Here is a 17,596-nt window from a genome sequence, read left to right on the forward strand (position 1 = left end):
CAAGAAATACAGTTAGCCATACTGAGACGAAGTTATTAAAAAAATCTTGTTAAGGAAAGTTAATAAAATATGTCGGCGCAAGAAATCTGCGGGCGGCTGTGCCGGCCTGCCCGGCGGCTGCTCCCGCGGCGTGCGCCGCGCTGCACGCGGCATCTGCAGGCGCTGCCGTCAATTCTCGCAACAAGGGTGAAGGGCCGCGACTTTATCTGCGCGTGGCGCGGCTATCCGTCATATGGGGGATAAGGGCGGCGGGGTTTGATGCAGGATCGGGATAATTTACCTAAAACTTTAGATAAATTATCTTAACCTATTGTTATTATTTACAAAAATATACTATTTATTTATCTTAATAAAACCCCCCGAATAAGGTATGAAGGGGCGAATTTTTTTTGTTAATTTATGGGCCTGGTGAAGAAGGTCTTCGGAATTACTGCCCCTGATGGCGTGCAACGTGGGACGGAAATGGCTGACGAGGATGTAAGCGACGTAGAGTATGAAGAAAATCTCTTTAATGATGCGGAGAGGGATCCGCTCTTCATTGAGGCGCATCCGCGCGACCCGGAGACACTCGATCTGATTCAGAATTTCAACTATATGCTCGGCGATCCGGGCGAAGAGCTTCTCATCGTCGAGGCCCATCCGGCCGGAGCGGAGGCGGACGGGAGTGCGGCCTTTTCGGATCAGTTCATCGATGTCGACCAGATTATCGCGGCGTCGGCGGCGGCCGACGCCGCATCGATGCCGGAATCCGCCGATGCGGCGGGGCAGAGTGGCACGGTCGATATCGCGGCGCTGCTAGAGGATCCGGCCGCATCGATCGATCTCGACCGGCTCTATGACAGCATGCGCCTGATCGATCCCCCGAGCGCCGCGGATCTCGACTATGCGACATCACTGCTGCCGCCGTTTTCTCAGCCGGAGCAGGGCGATCTCACGCTTGCCTCAGGCGATGCGGATGCGCTCTTGCAGGCCGCCTCGCTCGACTATCTGTTCCGCGCCCTCCTTCCCGCTGACGAAAGCTGAGGGCGCTGCCCTCTCGTCGTGCCAGCTCTTTAAAAACTTCGCGAAGGGCGTACATGTTGATACAAGAGTAGGCAAGGCAGTCAAATCAACGGAAAGGAGCGGATAATGCGCAGCGAAAAGGTCACCTTTGAGGGAACGGACGGTCCGCTCGCCGCGCGGCTCGATCTGCCGGTCGGCAAGCCGCTCACCTATGCGCTCTTCGCGCATTGCTTCACCTGCACGAAGGATATCGCGGCGGCAAGCCGGATTGCGAAAACGCTGACCCGGCTCGGCATCGCCACGCTGCGCTTCGATTTCACCGGGCTTGGTGAAAGCGACGGGGAGTTCGCCAACACCAATTTCACCTCCAATATCGCCGATATCATCAAGGCGGCGGAATATCTTGGGCAGAAATATGAGGCGCCGACCCTGCTGATCGGCCACAGCCTTGGCGGCGCGGCGGTCCTCGCGGCGGCAGGCGATCTCCCCTCCGTCCGCGCGGTTGCGACCATCGGCGCGCCGTTCGATCCGGCCCATGCGGGCCAGCATTTCGTCGATTTCCATGACGCGATCCGCGCCAGCGAGGATGGCGTCGAGGTCGATATCGGCGGCCGGCCCTTCCGCGTCAAAAAGCAGTTTCTCGATGATATCGAAGCTTACGCGGCGGGCGATCGCCTGAAGAAAATGAAAAAGGCGCTGCTGGTGATGCACGCGCCGCTCGATGATATTGTCGGCATCAATAATGCGACGAATATTTTCGTTGCCGCGCGGCATCCGAAAAGTTTCATCTCGCTCGACGGCGCCGATCACCTGCTGCGGCGCGAGGCGGATGCGGCCTATGCCGCGGAGATGATCGGCCGATGGGCGACGCGCTTTATCCCGGCGCTTGCCCCCGTCGTCCCGAAGAGCGCGCTTGCCGGTGATCCGACCGATACCTACACGATCGAGGCAGGCGAGGGTTTCCTGCAATATGTCGAGACGGCGGGCCATCACCTTTATGCCGATGAGCCCTTTTCCGTCGGCGGCACCAACCGCGGGCCGTCGCCTTATGATCTGCTGATCGCGGGGCTGGGCGCCTGTACGTCGATGACGGTCCGGATGTATGCGAACCGCAAGAAATGGCCGCTTGAGCGGGTCTCCGTCCGCCTCCGTCATTCCAAGGTGCATGCGACCGACTGCGCGGAATGCGAGACGAAGGAAGGCAAGATCGACCTGATCGAGCGGGAAATTGAACTGAAGGGCGATCTTGACGACGAGCAGCGCGCCCGCCTGATGGAAATTGCCGACCGCTGCCCGGTGCATCGGACGCTCCATTCGGAAGTAAAAATCGAAACCAAACTCGCCTGAGGGCGGCCGCTCCGTCTCGCCTCTCTTTGGGGCGGGGCGCGGGCGGGGGAGAGGCTGAACAGGGCGCGGGCGGCGTCTCGCGCCGGCGTAGAAGCCCCTTTTCGCGGGCGAAATCCGATTCAGTCACAGTTTCGCCATGATTGTATTGTATCGTTGCGGAAGTTGGTAAATTTTTACCAAAATGCAGCCTAAAAATCACAAAATCGCTGCTTTCAAAAAATCCCTCTCCTTGATTTACCGAAATTAACGAATTCTTAAACCTTTTCTCCCACACTATCCGGAGGACCCTTGCATCCATCGCGGTGTGACATGTACCGGTGGGAGAATTGAGCCATGAAAGAGCAATTTCATCGAAATTTCGGCGTCTTACTGGCGTTTCTGGCGGCGCTTTTTGCCCTGCTTTTCTTCTGGACCTATCAGGTCTACTCCGTCAACGCGCCGAGCCGCTGGCTTGAGGCGAGCCGTTTCTCGGAAGTGGACGATAACCGCGAGCAGGTGATGAGCCTTGTCGGCTTTCACGGCATGATCCACAACTTCAAAGATTATCTGCTGCGCGGCGACGCGGCGGACAAGGAAGAGTTTTTCCGTCATTTCGAGGATGCCCGCAAAGAGCTGACGATCCTCCGCAGGCATTTCGGCGCGGCGGTCGAGGAGGAGGTTGCGGCGATTGATGCGGTGCTGCGCAAATATTTCGTCAGCATCAACCGCATCGATCAGCTCCGCGAGCAGGGCAAATCCATCGCCCAGATCGACAGCACCATCAATATCGACGATGAGCCCGCCTTCGAGGCATTCCGCACCATCCTGCAAATGTATTCGGACGAGAAACTCGCCTTCCGCAGCAAGGTCATCACGGCCATCGACCAGGACCGCAGCAACCTGCAATCGCTCTATACGACGCTCTTTGCGATCGGCCTTTTGCTCACCGTCGCGGTGGTCATGGGCCTGCGCTTTGAATATATGAAGCGCCGCGCAGTGCGCGAGCGGCGGGAGACCAACGCGCTCCTCGACAGCTTCCTCGATCATTCGACGGTGCCCTTCCTGATCGCCGGGCCGGACCGGATCATCCGTCATTGCAACCGCGCGGCGGCGAAGCTTCTCGAGACGCAGCCTTCCAATCTCATTGGCGCGAGCCTTGCGCAGATCATCGATGTGCCGCTCCCTGAAAATGAGGCGATGTCGTTTGAGACGGGGCGGGCGCGGCGGATCGCCACCGAGATCGAGCTGCAAAGCGGGCGCAAAATTCCGGTGCGCGCCGATTTCTCATCCAACCGCTCCGGCACGATGCAGATCGTCGCGCTGTTCGACCAGAGCAACGAGATCCGCATCCGCGAGCGCATCCTGTTCGAGGCCGAGCATCGCCTCGCCAACGATACCATCGATGACAGCTTCGCCATTCGCCGCGATATCCAGAAATTTACCGATCTGGTCGATGAGTTCGCGCGCCGCACCGGGACGGATGACGCGGATTTCGCGGCCCGCGCCACCGATATTGCCGCCTCGCTCCGCCAGCATCTCGCCGATTTCCTCGAAAATGCCGAGGCCGCGAGCGAGCGGCGGCTCAATGTCAGCATCAGCGGGCCGGAGAAGCAGAAAATCAGCAGCACCATTTCCGCCGCGCTCGAGAAATTCGACAAGGCGGTGAGCGAGCGCCAGCTGATGTTCAACTGGGTCAATCACGTCCCCGACGGGCGCGAGATCGATTTCCCGGCGCAGCTTCACCGCATCATTCTCAATCTCGTCAGCAACGCCATCAACTACACGAAAACCGGCGGCGCCATCAAGATTTCCACCAGCCTCGATGACGGCGACGTGCTTGTCGTCAAGGTCGAGGATACCGGCATCGGCATCGAGGAGGAGGATATCCCGCAGATCTTCGAGCGCGGCGTGCGTCTCAAATCGGCGGCGCAGATGGCGGGCGGCCTCGGCCTCGGCCTGTATTCGGTGAGCGAGACGCTCCGCAATCTCGGCGGCGAGATCGTCTGCACGTCCTACGCCGGGATCGGCTCCGACTTCGTCGTTCGCATCCCGCTGATCCAGCAGGCGCAAAACGTCATCACCCTGCCGCGCGAGCGGACGGACGAGCCGCGGCGCGGCCGCGAAGGGGCGTGAGGGGATAAGCCGTTGCGGCGTTCCTAAAGCGTGGTGATATTCTCGGCCGCGAGGGTCTCGATGATCGTCTGCCGCAGCCACTCCGAATGATCGAAATGGACCTCGCGGGCGGCGGCGGCGCGGGCCGCAAGCAGCAGCTCTTTCAGCTCGTTCTGGGCCCGCAGGCAGCGTTCCTTATGCGCTCGGTCAAGATGGCGGAGCGCGACAAAATGGCCGCGCTGCATGATATCGCGATAGGCGAGGCCCGCCTCCTGCAGCTTCTTGTTGCCGTTCAGGATAAACAGGCCGCGATAGAATTTCTCATCCGCGTCCTGCCACGCGGCGTCATCCAGGTCGCGCAGCGCCGTCTCCTCGCCCGAGAGCGCATAGAGAAGCGGCATGATATCGGTGCGGGTCAGGCCGCGCGCGCAGATATTGGCGATCGCCTGCCCCTCAAGCCCGGCCACGAGCTGGTAATATTCGGCAAGATCATGGACGCTGAGCGAGAGCAGGCGAATGCCGCGCTTGGGCAGTATCTCCACCACCTTCTCATTCTGCAGGCGCAGCATCGCCTCGCGCACCGGCGTGCGGCTCATGCCGAGCTGCTGCTCGATCTCGGGGATATTGATGAAGCTGCCGGGGGCGATTTTGCCGGCATTGATCTCCGCCTTGATCGCCGAATAGGCCATCTCGGTGCGAGACTGTTTTTTTGGCACCACGGAGGGCCGCGGTTTGTAATGCAGGGCTGTTGTCATAGTGGCTTTATCCTGCCACCGCCAATCTTGAAAAAGCGTTAATAAACTCTGGATTTATAAACAGAATTTTATCTTTTGCGAGAGCATTTCGCAACGCCCGTCAGCGCCATTTGAGAAAATATTTCTCAGCCCGTCCGATCAGCCAGGCAAAGCCGAGCCCGAGCAGCGAGAGGATCGCCACCCCGGCGATCAGCTGGTCGGTCGCCATCAGGCTGCCGGCGAGCAGGATATAGGCGCCGATGCCATATTCCGCGGCGATCATCTCCGCCGCGACGAGCAGGATAATCGCGATCGCCGCCGAGATGCGTGCGCCCGAGAGGATGGAGGGGAGCGCCCCCGGCAGGATGATCTTGGTGATGATGGAAAGTTTTGAGAGGCCAAACGACTGGCCCATGCGGATCAGGCCGCGATCGACATTGTCGATGCCGCCATAGGTCGCGATCACCATCGGGAAGAAGGTGCCGAAGAGAATGGTCGCGGCCTTCGAGCCCTCGCCGATGCCGAACCAGATGACAAAAAGCGGCAAGAGCGCGATCTTCGGCACCGGAAAGAGCGCCGAGACGAGCGGTTGCAGGCCGGAGCGGGCGAGGGTGAAAAGCCCGATCAATGTCCCCGCGACGACGCCGAGCAGCATCCCCGCCGACCAGCCGATAGCGAGCCGCTGCAGCGACGCGGCAAGATGCTCCCAGAGGAGCCCGGTGCGGATGAGATTCAGAACCACCTCGAAGGCTTCCGACGGGGCGGGCAGGATCAGCGGGCTGATCAGGCCGCTCCGCGCCCCATATTCCCAAAAGCCGATGAGGGCGATAAAGACGAGCGGGGCAATGATTCGGTTGGTGGTCGGGGAGAAGCCGCCGCCGCGAAACGGGACGGGCGTTCCGGCGGCGCGTTTCGCGTGCGCGTCCCCGGCTGCGTCCGCCCGGGCGCTTTTCACCTCCTCAGACATCGAGCAGCTCCCGATCGGCGGCGAGCGCCTCCTCGCGCATCAGGTTCCAAAGATGCTTCTGCGCCGCGTCGAGCTCGGCATTGTCGTTCGTGCGGGCGCTGAGCGGCATATCGATCTCGACAATCTCGCGGATCTTGCCCGGGCGGCGCGACAGCACGACGATGCGATGGCCGAGCCGCACGGCCTCGGCAAGGTTATGCGTCACATAGGCGGCGGTGTAGCGCTCCTTCTCCCAGAGATCGACGAGATCATCCATCAGGAGCTCGCGCGTCTGGGAATCAAGGGCCGAGAGCGGCTCATCCATCAGCAGCACGGCCGGGCGGACGGCAAGCGCGCGGGCGATGGCGACGCGCTGCTTCATCCCGCCCGAGAGCTGGCGCGGATAGGCACTTCGGAAATCGCTGAGCTTGGTGCGGGCGAGCACATCCGCAATGATCGCCTCGCGCGCCCGCCCGCTCAAGGGATGGTCCTCGAGCACGAGGCTGACATTCTTCTCCACCGTCCGCCACGGCAGCAGGGCGAAATCCTGAAAGATATAGGTGAGGGGGTTGAGGCAGCCCTCGGGTAGCGCGCCGGTCTGCAGAACCTCGCCCGCCGTCGGCCGCTCGAGACCGCCGATCATGCGCAGCAGCGTCGATTTTCCGCAGCCCGACGGGCCGATGATGCAGACGATCTGGCCGTGGCGGATGTCCAGATTAATATCGCGAAGGACCTCAACCTCATCATATCGATGGGAGATATTGCGAAGATTGAGGTCCATCGGGTGTCAGAAGGTCGCGACGTAGCGCGTATCGACCAGCATCTCGAGGGTGATGCTCTGATCGACCAACCCTTCGGCCTTGAACCAGTCGAGCTGGTCCTTGATGTTGGTCATGTTGAGCGCGGCGCCCGCATTGGTGCGCATCGCGCCGTTCTGGATAGCGGGTGCGGCTTTCTCGATCGGCTGGTCGGGATAGACATATTTGTGGATCAGCTCGATCATCGCCTGCGCGCCATCCTCGCCCGCGGTCTTGTCGACGAGCGCGGCGTTGAAATCATCGCCGCCCTTGGCGAACGCGGTGAGGAAGCGCTTCACGAGATCGCCCTTCTTCTCGGCATTTTCCGTCGAGGTGAAGACCGTCGTCACCTGATAGTCGGGGATATAGTCGGCGACGCTGCCGATCTTCACGACCTCCTCGCTCTCGGCGAGCGGGATGCCGATATGCGGCACGATCGACCAGGCATCGACCTGGCCCGATTTCAGCGCGCCGATGATGGCGCCGACCTTCTGCAGCGAGACGAGGCGGAGATCGCTTGCGGAAAAGCCTTCCTTCTCGGCGATCTTGGCGGCCATATAGTGGAAGGAGGAGCCCGGCTGCGTGATGCCGAAGCTGTGCCCCTTGAGATCGGCCGGCGTCTTCACCCCGGCGTCATAGGCGGCCTTGGAGGCGAGGATAAGCTGGCCATTGATGCCCGGCTCTTCCTGCAATCCGCCGCCGATCACCTTGACCGCGCCCTTCTCGGCGAGGTTGATCAGCCCGCCCGAGATGGCGGTGATGCCGAAATCCACATCGCCCGAGGCAATGGCGACGGCCATCGGCTGGGCGGCCTGGAAGAATTTAAACTCGACCTCGAGCCCTTCCTCGGTGAAATAGCCGCGCTCGAAGGCGACGAAGCTCGGCGCATGCGAGGTGAAGCGAAGCGCGCCGACGGTGATCTTGTCGGCGGCAAAGGCGGGCAGGCTGCCTGCCGTCAGGGTAAGAAGCGCGAGCGCACTTCCGAGCATGGCCTTCTTGAAAGACCGTCTGGTCATCGAAATCATTTACGTACCCCCTCCCGTAAGGTGAAGCCCTGGTCCAAATTGCAAGGCCCTGTTGTAAGTCCCGGGGGGGGTGCGAGTCAAATGAATATCTCGGCGCTTTATTCGCCTGCAATCCAGACCTTGCGGGCGCGGAAATCGGCGCTCATGCGCACCAGATCGGCGCGGTATCCGGGGGCAATCCGCCCGTGCGTTCGCGCAAGGCCGAGGAAGCGGGCCGGCGTCGCGCTCGCCATTTCCGCCGCGCTCTCAAGGGCTGCACCGAGATGGCGAACGCTATTCGCCACCGCCGCCGCCATATCGAGCGCCGAGCCCGCAAGCGTGCCGCCGGGTGTCGTGAGGCGGCCGCCCTCGAGCCGGATCGTCTCGCCCTCGAAGGTGAAGCTCGTCGCCTCCGTGCCGACGACGCTCATCGCATCGGTGACCAGCATCAGCCGCTCGCGGCCTTTCGCCGCAAGCGCGAGTTTCAGCATCGCCGGATGGACATGGTGGGTATCATTGATCACGCCGCAGAAGACGCGGGGGTCAAGGAGCGCCGCGCCGATCAGTCCGGGCGCGCGGGCCGTCATCGGCTCCATTGCGTTGAAAAGATGGGTGACGCCGGTAAGCCCTGCGTTGATTGCCGCCTGCATCTCCTCAAATGTTGCCGCGCTGTGGCCGGCCGAGACGATGACGCCGCCCGCGGCAAGCTCCCCGATTACCTCCGGCGTCACCTGCTCGGGCGCGAGCGTCACCAGCACGCGGCCGAGATCGCGGCGGAGGAACAGCGCCCGCATCGCCTCATCAATGCGCTTCAGTTTGGCGGCGCTATGGACGCCGCGCTTCGCCGCATTCAGGACCGGCCCTTCAAAATGAATGCCGAGGACGCCGGGAACGCCTTGCGATATCGCCGCCGCGACAAGATCCGCGGCGCGCTCCATCACCTCCCTCTCGTCGCTGATCAGCGTCGGCAGCAGCCCCGTGGTGCCGAAGGCGCGGTGGGCGCGGGCAATCCTTTCGATATCGGCGACGCTCTCCGCCTTATTCAGCAGGACGCCGCCGCCGCCGTTCACCTGCACATCGATAAAGCCCGCCAGCAGGTAATCAACGCCAAGATCCTCGCACGGGATGTCGCGAGGAACATCAGTGGCGTCCACGATTGCCTCGATCCGCCCGTCCCGGATCAGCAGCGCCGCCGCCTCGCACCAGCCGGCTGCCGTGAGGATCCGCCCGTTGACCAGCGCCTTCCTCATGCGCGCGCGGTGCCCGTCTTGTTGATCAGCCCGGTGCGGTTGTTGATCAGGCGAAGCGCGCCGTCAAACACATCGCCGCGCGGGCTTGCCGCATGGCGGGCGAGCGACTTGTCGAGCCAGGGGCGGATCGCATGGGCGATCCCGCCGGTGTGGTGAATATCCTCAACGCCGCGCTTCACCAGCGCGCGGATCATCTGGTCGATCTCGGCGCCGATAGTGCGAAGCAGCGAGAGCGCCACCTCATCCTCGCGCGCGGCATGCTCAAAGACCAAAGTGGCGAGCGCCGCGTAATCGGCGGGCGCGGCGCTGAGCGCCCAGCGGCTCACCTCCGCCGGCGCGCCGCCAACGCGCCCCAACAGCGCCGTGCAGAAGGGCGAGGCGGGAAGGATCCCGTCCGCCGCCTGCAGCGCCCGGCGCACCGCCAGATGGCCAAGCCGCGCGCCGGAGCCCTGGTCGGAGACCTGAAAGCCCCAGCCGCCGATGTAGAATTTTTCCGCCCCCATCACGGCGAAGGCGCAGGAGCCGGTGCCGGTAATCAGAAGGCCGCCATCGTCGCCCGCAAAAACGCCGAGATGGGCAACGAAGGCATCCGTCTCCGCCGTCATCGAGGCGAACGGGTGCGGCATGGTGACGAATTCCTGGCGTCGGGTCGCCTCCACCAGCCCGGCGATGGCGAAGCCCGCATGCAGCTGCGAGAGCGGCACCGCGTCGCTACCGAGGCGGGCGAGGGCCTTGCGCGCCGCGCGGAAAATCTCGCTCATCACCGGCTCGAGCGCGACCGCTGCATTGGCCGCGCCGCCGGTCCCCTCCGCCAGCATCCGCCCGTCGCGGTCATAGAGGCGGACCCGGCAGTTGCTGCCGCCGCAGTCGGCCGCGAGATACACGGGCTTGTTATCCGAGGCTGTCATCCGGCCGCTCCGTTCCGCTCCACACTCGTTGAAGGAAAATCTTATCACTTTTGTTTCAATTTGAAATTTGAAACACCCTGCACCGCCTATAGTATGGTGGCTCATAATAAGCCGCAATGGCAAGAATGCGGAAAAATTGCAATGAGAACGCAGGTCGCCATTATCGGCAGCGGACCCGCCGGTCTGCTGCTTGGCCAGTTGCTGCACCGGCAGGGGGTGGACACCGTCATTCTCGACCGCGCGAGCCCGGACTATATCCTCGGCCGCATCCGCGCCGGGGTGATCGAGCAGGGCTTCGCCGACCTGATGGCGGAGGCGGGCGTCGCCGACCGGCTGGCGGCGGAGGGCGAGCGGCACGACACGGTGGAGATTTCCGTGGACGGCGTCTATCATCCGATCCGGCTCGCGGAGCTCACGGGCGGCAAGCATGTCACCGTCTATGGCCAGACCGAGATCACCCGCGACCTGCTGGCCGCGCGGGCGGCGGCGGGGCTTCCCGGCTTTTACGGGGCGGAGAATGTCACGCCCCATGACATGGCCACCGATCATCCTTATGTCACCTTTCAAAAAGATGGGCTAAACTACCGTATTGATTGCGATTATATCGCCGGGTGCGATGGCTCCCACGGCATCTGCCGAATGCATATCCCAAAGCACAGGATCCACGAATATGAGCGCATCTATCCCTTTGGCTGGCTCGGCCTCCTCAGCAACACGCCGCCGGTCAATCATGAGCTGATCTACGCCAAGCATGACCGCGGCTTCGCGCTTTGCAGCAAGCGCTCGGAGATGCTGAGCCGCTATTACCTGCAGATCCCGCTCACCGACCGCGTTGAGGACTGGTCCGACGCGCGTTTCTGGGACGAGCTGAAGCGGCGCATCCCGGAGGATGCGGCCGATCGCCTCGTCACCGGGCCCGCGCTTGAGAAAAGCATCGCGCCGCTTCGCAGTTTCGTCTCCGAGCCGCTGCAATATGGCCGGATGTTCCTCGTTGGCGATGCCGGGCATATCGTGCCGCCGACGGGGGCGAAGGGCCTCAATCTCGCGGCGAGCGATGTGAATACGCTCTATCGCATCCTCACCAAAGTCTACCGCGAGGGGCGGCATGACCTCACGGCCCGCTACAGCGAAATTGCGCTGCGCCGCGTCTGGAACGGCGTGCGCTTCTCCTGGTGGATGACCGACATGCTGCATCATTTCGTGCGCGACAGCATCGAGGACAAAATCCGCGACAGCGAGCTTTCCTTCTTCCTCTCAAGCCCGGAGCGCCGCCGCATCATCGCCGAGCAATATGTCGGCCTGCCGTATGAGGCGGTGGAATAGCCTCACCAGACGCCGAAATAGATGCCGCGTGTCTTGTAGTTGTTGGTGCGCGCCTCGATCTCCTCATGCGACATGGTGGTGCGATTGCGCCGCGCGCGGAGCCAGCCGTTCAGCCGGTCCTCCATCGCGCGGCGGATTTTTCCGTGCGCCGCACTCTCGCCGAGGTCGTGAAGTTCGTTTGGATCGTCTTTAAGATCAAAGAGTTGCGGGCGGAAGTTATCGTAAGAGATATATTTCCAGCGGCCGTCCAGCAGCATATAGCCGCGGGTCCTGTCGGGCGGCAGATTGAGCGCAAGGCGTGCGCCGCGCCAGGCGTAGTCCACCTCGCTCACCACAAATTCGCGCCAGCCATCGATCTTGCGCCCCTCCAGCAGCGGGCGGAGCGAGCGGCCTTCAAGAAGATGCGGCTTCGCCGGTCCCCCGAGCAGATCGACAAAAGTCGGGATCAGGTCGATGGATTCGGTGAGCCGGTCGCACACTGTCCCGCGCGTTGCATCGGCCTCGGGGCGCGGATCGACAATAATCAGCGGGATACGGACGCTTCCCTCATGAAACAGCTCCTTCTCGCCGAGCCAGTGATCGCCGAGATAGTCGCCGTGATCGCTGGTGAAAATGATGAGCGTATCCGCCATCCGCCCGCAGTCGGTGAGGAAGCGCATCAGCCGGCCCATATGATCGTCAATTTCCGTAATCAGCCCCATATAGGCCGGGATGACACGGCGGCGCTTTGCCTCATCCGCGAAATTCACCGACTCCTCATGCTTCATAAAGGCGGCGACGACCAGGTGCGGGTTCTGCCGTTCTGCCTCGCTCCGGTTCGCGGGGATTATATCGGCATCGCCATACATGTCGTGATAGGGCGCGGGCGCGATATAGGGCCAGTGCGGCTTGATATAGCTGAGATGGAGGCACCAGGGCGTCTCGCCAAGCGCGGTTATTTTCGCGATTGCCCGGTCGGTCATATAGGCGGTCTCGGAATGATCGCGATGCACGCGGGCAGGGAGGTGGGAATTGCGAAGATACCAGCCGCTCGCGACATTGCCCGCTTCGTCGATACCGGAATTGGCATGTGTATGCCACGGGTTCTCGCCATCATAACCGAGGGCGCGGAGATAGCTGTTATAGGCAAGATCGGGCGAGGTATAGGCATCGGGGTGAAGGCCGTCATCGCGCTCCCACGGCTCGAACCCGCCTTCCGCCGCAAGGAGGCCGGGAAGGCTCTCCCGCGTGATCCCGAGGCGCGCCATGCCCGCAAGGTCGGCCGTCATATGCGTCTTGCCGATCAGCCCGGCGCGGCGGCCAAGCTCGCGCATATGATCGCCGAGGGTCATCTCGCCAACACGAAGCGGCACGCCGTTATAGCTCGCCCCATGCGACTGCACATAGCGCCCGGTGTAAAACGACATGCGCGACGAGCCGCAGACCGGCGCCTGGCAATAGGCGCGGCTGAAAAGGACGCCGCGTTTTGCGAGGGCGTCGATATGCGGCGTCCTGATATGCGGATGGCCGGTGCAGCCGAGATAGTCGGCCCGTAGCTGATCGCACATGATAAACAGAATATTGCGGATCTCGCCCATGCCGCGCGCCCCCCTTGATCGCTCCCCGGTCTCAGTATGCGGGCGGGGCCCTGCCAATTTCAAGCGGCTTTTACGAGGGGGTAAAGGGCGCGATCAAGGTGATCGGCGTGCCGTCAGCGGGGTGCGGGAAGGTGAGGCGCTCGGCATGGAGTTGCAGGCGGGGCGCGGCCGCAATCGCCTCCGCCGTGCCGTAGAAACGATCGCCGAGGATCGGATGGCCGATCGCCGCCATATGGACGCGAAGCTGGTGCGTCCGCCCAGTCTCGGGATAGAGCGCGAGCAGGCTGGTGCCGCCGCCCGATTTCAACCGCTCCCAGCGGGTCAGCGCGGGACGGCCGTGGGAATGGTCGATCTTCTGCATTGGCCGGTTCGGCCAGTCGGTAAGGAGCGGGAGATTGACTTCACCTCTTATCTCAACAACATCTCTCAATACCATTGCGATATATCGCTTTTCAACTCGTCTGTCGGCGAAAAGGCGGCTGAGGCGCCGGTGTGCCTCGGCTCCCTTGCCAAAGAGCAGCAGGCCGGAGGTATCCATATCGAGCCGATGCACGGTGCGGGCATTGCGATTGATTTTCCGCGCCCGCGCCTCGGCGCAGTCGGCAAGATGCGGCCCGCGCCCCGGCACGGAGAGAAGGCCGCTCGGCTTCAAAAAGGCGATCAGCCAGTCGTCCTCGAAGAGAAGTTCGCCCGCCGAGGGCGGCGGCGGAGCATAGGGAAGCGCCGTCGGCGGCTCACGCATCGGAGGAGAGTTTCATCAGGATAAGCCCCGCGATAATCAGCCCGGCGGCGATGACGCGCATCGGATTTGCCGCCTCGCCAAGCACGATAATGCCGACAACGAAGGAGCCGACCGCGCCGATCCCCGTCCAGATCGTGTAGGCGGTGCCGAGCGGCAGGCTGCGCATGGCGTAGGATAAAAGCGCGAAGCTGATGATCATGGTGACGATGGTGACGACGCTCGGCGCAAGGCGGGTGAAGCCCGCCGACTGCTTCATGAAATACGCCCAGATGACTTCGAAAATGCCGGCCGAAATGAGAATGACCCAGGCCATTGCATAACTCCAGAAAATAGCGGGTCGTCCCGGATATTCGACTACGGGGAGGTCGTCCTCCCGCGCGTTACATACTGAAATCAGTGCGGCGGGGCAAGAAAAAACGGGCCAGGAGCGCGCCGCAGCGGCCGTCGCCGCCTTCCGGGCACAAAAAAGACGGGCGATAGACCGCCCGTCTCCGTTGCGTTCTGAAAGCCGCGCTCAGTCTTTCAGAAGATCGCGGCTGATGATTTCCTTCATCACTTCCGTGGTGCCGCCGGCGATGCGCGACATGCGGTTGTCGGCCCAGGCGCGGCAGATGGGATATTCCCACATATAGCCATAGCCGCCGTGCAGCTGGACGCAGGAATCGAGCACCTGCCAGAGGATTTCGGTCGATTCCATCTTGGCGATGGCGGCGGTGACGGCATCGAGTTCGCCCTTCACATGGTCGGCGATGCAGCGATCGACAAAGGCGCGCATCATCACCGCCTTCGCCTTGATCTCGGCGAGCTTGAAGCGGGTGTTCTGGAAATCGGCGATGCTCTGGCCGAAGGCCTTGCGCTCCTTGGTGTAGGTCGTCGTCCACTCCAGCGCGGCCTCGATGCTGGTGGCGGAACGCACGGCAATGACGAGCCGCTCCTGCGCGAGCTGCTGCATAAGCTGCTTGAAGCCGCGCCCCTCGACGCCGAGCAGGTTGGATTTCGGCACCCGCACGTCGTTGAAGAAAAGCTCGGAGGTGTCCTGCGCCTTGTAGCCGGCCTTTTCGAGATTGCGCCCGCGGGTAAAGCCTTCGCGGTCCCCCTCGACGAGGACAAGCGAGACGCCCTTGCCGCCCGCGCTCGGGTCCGTCTTGCAGGCGAGCACGACGAGATCGGCGAGCTGGCCGTTCGAGATAAAGACCTTCTGGCCGTTGATGACATAATCATCGCCATCGGCAATGGCGGTGGTGCGGATATTCTGCAAATCCGAGCCCGCGCCGGGTTCGGTCATGGCAACCGCGGCGATCACTTCGCCCGAGACCATTTTCGGCAGCCATTTGCGCTTCTGCTCCTCGGTGCCGTAATGGATGAGATAGGGCGCGACAATCTCCGAATGGAGATGGAAAGAAGGGCCGGACGTGCCCATCCGCGCGAGTTCCTCGGTAAAGACGGCGCCGAAGCGGAAGTCACCGCCGACCCCGCCATATTCTTCCGGCACCGAGCAGCAGAGGAAGCCGCCTTCACCGGCCTCGCGCCAGACCTCGCGGCTGACCTGTCCGTCCTTTTCCCACTGGGCGTGGAAGGGGGCGACCCGTTCCTCGACAAAGCGGCGGGCCGAGGCGCGGAAGAGTTCATGTTCTTCGTTGTAGATTTCGCGTTTCATGATCATCCTGTGTTTTTAATTCTTGTTCTGAGGCGTGGGGCGAATGATAGGGGCGCCGGCCGCCGTTGTAAATCGGCTTGTAATCAACAGGCGAAAGAACTGCCCGAAAAGCGCCCGCAGTGCAATCTTTTTTGCCGCCATTAACGCTTTCTTTATCCTGTTTTCCTAGTCTTTTCCGGAAACCCCTGACAGGACCGGAAGTTGCAATGATGCCCGATCACCCGCCCTATACGCAATTTGTCGTGCAGACATTGATGGATAGCAGCTGGCGCAGCTTCGATCGCTTTGCGGCGGAAGCGCCCGCGCAAAAGATCGCCGCCGCCCTTATCCCGGAATGGGGGGCGCAGCGCGTGCGGCTGCTTGGCGGTTATTTCTCCCCTGAGAAAGGCCGCAATGTCTATTATCAGCTCGCCATCCAGCCGCCCGCCCGGGCGTTCCTGCCCCGCGTCTCGGCCAACAGCCGCTTTGCGCTTGGCAGCACCGCGCTCGGGCTTGCGATGCTCATGGTGGTTCTCCTCATCTCGCATATGCTGCTGCCGATCAGCCCGGTGGCAGCGGATGGGAAGGGACCGGAGCGGACTTTGAGTGTCCTTGCTCCGATCGCTCCCATTGCGAAGCCTGTCGATTTGCGCGCGCGCTTTGCCGAAGTCGCCAAGCTCCCGCACGCCAGAGTGCGGGATTTTGACACCGTTCCCTTGCGGCTTCGCGGCCCCTGGGGAACGGCTTGCAATGCAGACGGAGGGGAAATGGTCCTCGACGCGAAGGCCCTGTCGCACCGTGTGGAGGGAGAGCCCGTTGCCCCGCTGACATCCGTCTGGCAGACCGGCCAGCGCTACGGCCTGGTCCAGAGCGACGGTTCCATACGCCTGGTCGGCCTGATCTCTGCGGACCGGTTGCAGATGATCGGGACCATGAACCGTCTCGGCGATTTCACCGCCGATCCTGCCGGCGCCATCCTGACACGCTGCCTCTGAAAGCTCGAAAAGGGGCTCTTGCACGATGCTGCAAACGCATCGGAAGAGGGCCTCTTCGCACCCATATGGGGCCGATCCTGCCCCGGACAGCGCCGCCCGGCTTACCGGTTGACTGAACACCCGCCAGAAATCTCCAACGCCGGGCATCCTTTATTCGCATATATATGGAATGAAACTGAAGGGGCGGCCGCCCCTGACCAAACTATCTCTCGTGGTAGTTAAGTGAAGGGGAATATTTTACCCTGAAACAAATCATTGCGCAAGAAAAATGATATTTATCAATAAGTTGTATGAATAACATCAAGTTTCAGATAAATCGCATTTCCCTTCAAAACCCGCCCGTCAGATAGCGAAGCGCGAACATCGCGGTGAAGCCGATGGCCATGGTGATGACGACGTTGCGGGTGAGGATCGCGACGAGGAGGGCGATGGCGGCGGCGATCCAGGTGACAAGATCGGCGGTGCCAAGCGAGGCGGCGACGAGCGCGACGACGAGGCAGCCCGGAAGATCGGCGAGGAGGTTCTTAAGCCGCGCGCTTCGCATCATCCGCTGCCCGCCGTAAAGCCCGATCAGGCGGAGGCTGTAGGTGCCGACGGCGAGCAGCAGGATCAGCAGCCAGTGGTCAGGCGTCATCGTGGCTCTCCGTATGTGCCCGCGCGCGGCGCGACCGCATCCACGCGGCGACGGCGACGCCCATAAGGCTTGCAATTACAATGGCATAGGCGCTTTCCATGCCAAGCCGGACGAGGCTGAGCGCGGCAAGGAAGCTGACCGTCCAGGGCGCGAGCTGGTGGGATCCGCGCCACATCGCCCGCGCCATGGCGATAAAGGCGGCCGTGAAGGCGAAGCCGAGGCCATAGCTCGCAAGATCGGGAATGACCGCGCCGAGCGCCGCGCCAAGCGCCGTCGAGACGACCCAGAAACTCATCATGGTGAGGCCGGAGCCGATCAGGAACATCGTCCCCGCCCGCGGCTCGGTGATGTTTTTGGCGATGGAGAGCGCCCAGTTCTCGTCGCTCGAGAGGTGAATGGCGATCAGCTGCACCCAGCGCGGCATGTGTGCGAACATGCCGCTGACCGAGGCGATAATGCCGAGGTAGCGAAGGTTGAGCGCAACCCCCGCAAGCGCCGCGCCGATCACCAGCCCGTCGACGGAAAAGCGCTCGACCGCGACGATCTGCGACGCGCCCGCATAGACCGACAGGCTCATCACCGTCACCGCCCACCACGGATACCCCGTCTG

General features: G+C 62.3%; 17 protein-coding genes. 5 read left to right on the forward strand and 12 right to left on the reverse strand.

Translation table 11 applies throughout. The annotated features are described in order from the left end of the window. Nucleotides 1–462 precede the first annotated feature (462 nt). The 3 genes from V7Z56_RS15490 (at nt 463) to V7Z56_RS15500 (ending at nt 4,461) form a co-directional block, all read left to right on the forward strand. Entirely contained in the window at nt 463–1,023 is a 561-nt protein-coding gene (locus V7Z56_RS15490; protein WP_334130471.1) for a hypothetical protein, read from the forward strand. A gap of 105 nt (nt 1,024–1,128) precedes the next feature. Beyond that, nucleotides 1,129–2,349: a bifunctional alpha/beta hydrolase/OsmC family protein gene (locus V7Z56_RS15495; protein ID WP_334130472.1), complete on the forward strand. Its 1,221-nt coding sequence runs from the start codon at nt 1,129–1,131 to the stop codon at nt 2,347–2,349. Nucleotides 2,350–2,682: 333 nt separating this feature from the next. Continuing rightward, entirely contained in the window at nt 2,683–4,461 is a 1,779-nt protein-coding gene (locus V7Z56_RS15500; protein ID WP_334130473.1) for a sensor histidine kinase, read from the forward strand. Nucleotides 4,462–4,484: 23 nt separating this feature from the next. Here V7Z56_RS15500 and V7Z56_RS15505 read toward each other — a convergent pair whose 3' ends face one another. From V7Z56_RS15505 to V7Z56_RS15530, 6 genes are all read right to left on the reverse strand, one after another. Further along, nucleotides 4,485–5,195, reverse strand: coding sequence for a GntR family transcriptional regulator (locus tag V7Z56_RS15505; RefSeq protein ID WP_334130474.1), 711 nt, complete (start codon nt 5,193–5,195; stop codon nt 4,485–4,487). A 100-nt stretch (nt 5,196–5,295) separates the two neighbouring features. Then, complete coding sequence (locus V7Z56_RS15510) at nt 5,296–6,141, reverse strand: ABC transporter permease (RefSeq protein ID WP_334130475.1); 846 nt, start codon at nt 6,139–6,141, stop codon at nt 5,296–5,298. After that, the gene (locus V7Z56_RS15515; protein WP_334130476.1) at nt 6,134–6,901 is read right to left on the reverse strand and encodes an ABC transporter ATP-binding protein; all 768 of its coding nucleotides are present in this window, start codon (nt 6,899–6,901) and stop codon (nt 6,134–6,136) included. The genes V7Z56_RS15510 and V7Z56_RS15515 overlap by 8 nt, the downstream gene beginning before the upstream one ends. A gap of 6 nt (nt 6,902–6,907) precedes the next feature. Continuing rightward, nucleotides 6,908–7,942, reverse strand: a complete 1,035-nt coding sequence (locus tag V7Z56_RS15520) for an ABC transporter substrate-binding protein (RefSeq protein WP_443023822.1) — start codon at nt 7,940–7,942, stop codon at nt 6,908–6,910. A gap of 98 nt (nt 7,943–8,040) precedes the next feature. Then, nucleotides 8,041–9,171, reverse strand: a complete 1,131-nt coding sequence (gene nagA, locus V7Z56_RS15525; protein WP_334130478.1) for an N-acetylglucosamine-6-phosphate deacetylase — start codon at nt 9,169–9,171, stop codon at nt 8,041–8,043. Then, nucleotides 9,168–10,079 (reverse strand): BadF/BadG/BcrA/BcrD ATPase family protein, encoded by a 912-nt coding sequence (locus V7Z56_RS15530; RefSeq protein ID WP_334130479.1) that lies wholly within the window; start codon nt 10,077–10,079, stop codon nt 9,168–9,170. Before V7Z56_RS15530 ends, nagA begins: the two co-directional genes overlap by 4 nt. A 141-nt stretch (nt 10,080–10,220) precedes the next feature. On the opposite strand from V7Z56_RS15530, the gene pobA reads away from it, so the two are divergent. After that, complete coding sequence (gene pobA / locus V7Z56_RS15535; protein ID WP_334130481.1) at nt 10,221–11,402, forward strand: 4-hydroxybenzoate 3-monooxygenase; 1,182 nt, start codon at nt 10,221–10,223, stop codon at nt 11,400–11,402. Nucleotides 11,403–11,404: 2 nt separating this feature from the next. On the opposite strand, the gene V7Z56_RS15540 is transcribed toward pobA, so the two are convergent. From V7Z56_RS15540 to V7Z56_RS15555, 4 genes are all read right to left on the reverse strand, one after another. Beyond that, complete coding sequence (locus tag V7Z56_RS15540; RefSeq protein ID WP_334130483.1) at nt 11,405–12,979, reverse strand: sulfatase-like hydrolase/transferase; 1,575 nt, start codon at nt 12,977–12,979, stop codon at nt 11,405–11,407. Nucleotides 12,980–13,049: 70 nt separating this feature from the next. Continuing rightward, nucleotides 13,050–13,721, reverse strand: coding sequence for an RluA family pseudouridine synthase (locus tag V7Z56_RS15545; protein ID WP_334130484.1), 672 nt, complete (start codon nt 13,719–13,721; stop codon nt 13,050–13,052). After that, a complete protein-coding gene (gene sugE, locus V7Z56_RS15550) occupies nt 13,714–14,034 on the reverse strand; it encodes a quaternary ammonium compound efflux SMR transporter SugE (protein ID WP_334130485.1) in 321 nt (106 codons plus the stop codon). The genes V7Z56_RS15545 and sugE overlap by 8 nt, the downstream gene beginning before the upstream one ends. A gap of 201 nt (nt 14,035–14,235) precedes the next feature. Continuing rightward, nucleotides 14,236–15,381, reverse strand: a complete 1,146-nt coding sequence (locus V7Z56_RS15555) for an acyl-CoA dehydrogenase family protein (RefSeq protein ID WP_443023825.1) — start codon at nt 15,379–15,381, stop codon at nt 14,236–14,238. Nucleotides 15,382–15,584: 203 nt separating this feature from the next. Here V7Z56_RS15555 and V7Z56_RS15560 point away from each other — a divergent pair, with 203 nt between their 5' ends. Further along, nucleotides 15,585–16,352, forward strand: coding sequence for a hypothetical protein (locus V7Z56_RS15560; protein ID WP_334130487.1), 768 nt, complete (start codon nt 15,585–15,587; stop codon nt 16,350–16,352). Between the two features lie 328 nt (nt 16,353–16,680). Here the strand turns inward: V7Z56_RS15560 and V7Z56_RS15565 are convergent, their stop codons facing one another. After that, a complete protein-coding gene (locus V7Z56_RS15565) occupies nt 16,681–16,986 on the reverse strand; it encodes an AzlD family protein (protein WP_334130489.1) in 306 nt (101 codons plus the stop codon). Then, the coding region (locus tag V7Z56_RS15570; RefSeq protein WP_334130491.1) for an AzlC family ABC transporter permease at nt 16,976–17,596 on the reverse strand (621 nt) is incomplete at its 5' end. The genes V7Z56_RS15570 and V7Z56_RS15565, both read right to left, overlap by 11 nt.

Origin of the sequence: Sneathiella sp., from assembly GCF_036844445.1 — a bacterium.
Lineage (GTDB): Bacteria > Pseudomonadota > Alphaproteobacteria > Sneathiellales > Sneathiellaceae > Sneathiella.

Excerpts from the sequence above, each read along its gene's own strand:
- V7Z56_RS15505 (WP_334130474.1), bottom strand. The coding sequence starts at position 5,195 with ATGACAACAGCCCTGCATTACAAACCGCGGCCCTCCGTGGTGCCAAAA.
- V7Z56_RS15545 (WP_334130484.1), bottom strand. The coding sequence starts at position 13,721 with ATGCGTGAGCCGCCGACGGCGCTTCCCTATGCTCCGCCGCCGCCCTCG.
- pobA (WP_334130481.1), top strand. The coding sequence starts at position 10,221 with ATGAGAACGCAGGTCGCCATTATCGGCAGCGGACCCGCCGGTCTGCTG.
- V7Z56_RS15500 (WP_334130473.1), top strand. The coding sequence starts at position 2,683 with ATGAAAGAGCAATTTCATCGAAATTTCGGCGTCTTACTGGCGTTTCTG.
- V7Z56_RS15520 (WP_443023822.1), bottom strand. The coding sequence starts at position 7,942 with ATGATTTCGATGACCAGACGGTCTTTCAAGAAGGCCATGCTCGGAAGT.
- V7Z56_RS15490 (WP_334130471.1), top strand. The coding sequence starts at position 463 with ATGGCTGACGAGGATGTAAGCGACGTAGAGTATGAAGAAAATCTCTTT.
- V7Z56_RS15510 (WP_334130475.1), bottom strand. The coding sequence starts at position 6,141 with ATGTCTGAGGAGGTGAAAAGCGCCCGGGCGGACGCAGCCGGGGACGCG.
- nagA (WP_334130478.1), bottom strand. The coding sequence starts at position 9,171 with ATGAGGAAGGCGCTGGTCAACGGGCGGATCCTCACGGCAGCCGGCTGG.
- V7Z56_RS15530 (WP_334130479.1), bottom strand. The coding sequence starts at position 10,079 with ATGACAGCCTCGGATAACAAGCCCGTGTATCTCGCGGCCGACTGCGGC.
- V7Z56_RS15515 (WP_334130476.1), bottom strand. The coding sequence starts at position 6,901 with ATGGACCTCAATCTTCGCAATATCTCCCATCGATATGATGAGGTTGAG.
- V7Z56_RS15495 (WP_334130472.1), top strand. The coding sequence starts at position 1,129 with ATGCGCAGCGAAAAGGTCACCTTTGAGGGAACGGACGGTCCGCTCGCC.
- V7Z56_RS15560 (WP_334130487.1), top strand. The coding sequence starts at position 15,585 with ATGATGCCCGATCACCCGCCCTATACGCAATTTGTCGTGCAGACATTG.
- V7Z56_RS15540 (WP_334130483.1), bottom strand. The coding sequence starts at position 12,979 with ATGGGCGAGATCCGCAATATTCTGTTTATCATGTGCGATCAGCTACGG.
- V7Z56_RS15565 (WP_334130489.1), bottom strand. The coding sequence starts at position 16,986 with ATGACGCCTGACCACTGGCTGCTGATCCTGCTGCTCGCCGTCGGCACC.
- sugE (WP_334130485.1), bottom strand. The coding sequence starts at position 14,034 with ATGGCCTGGGTCATTCTCATTTCGGCCGGCATTTTCGAAGTCATCTGG.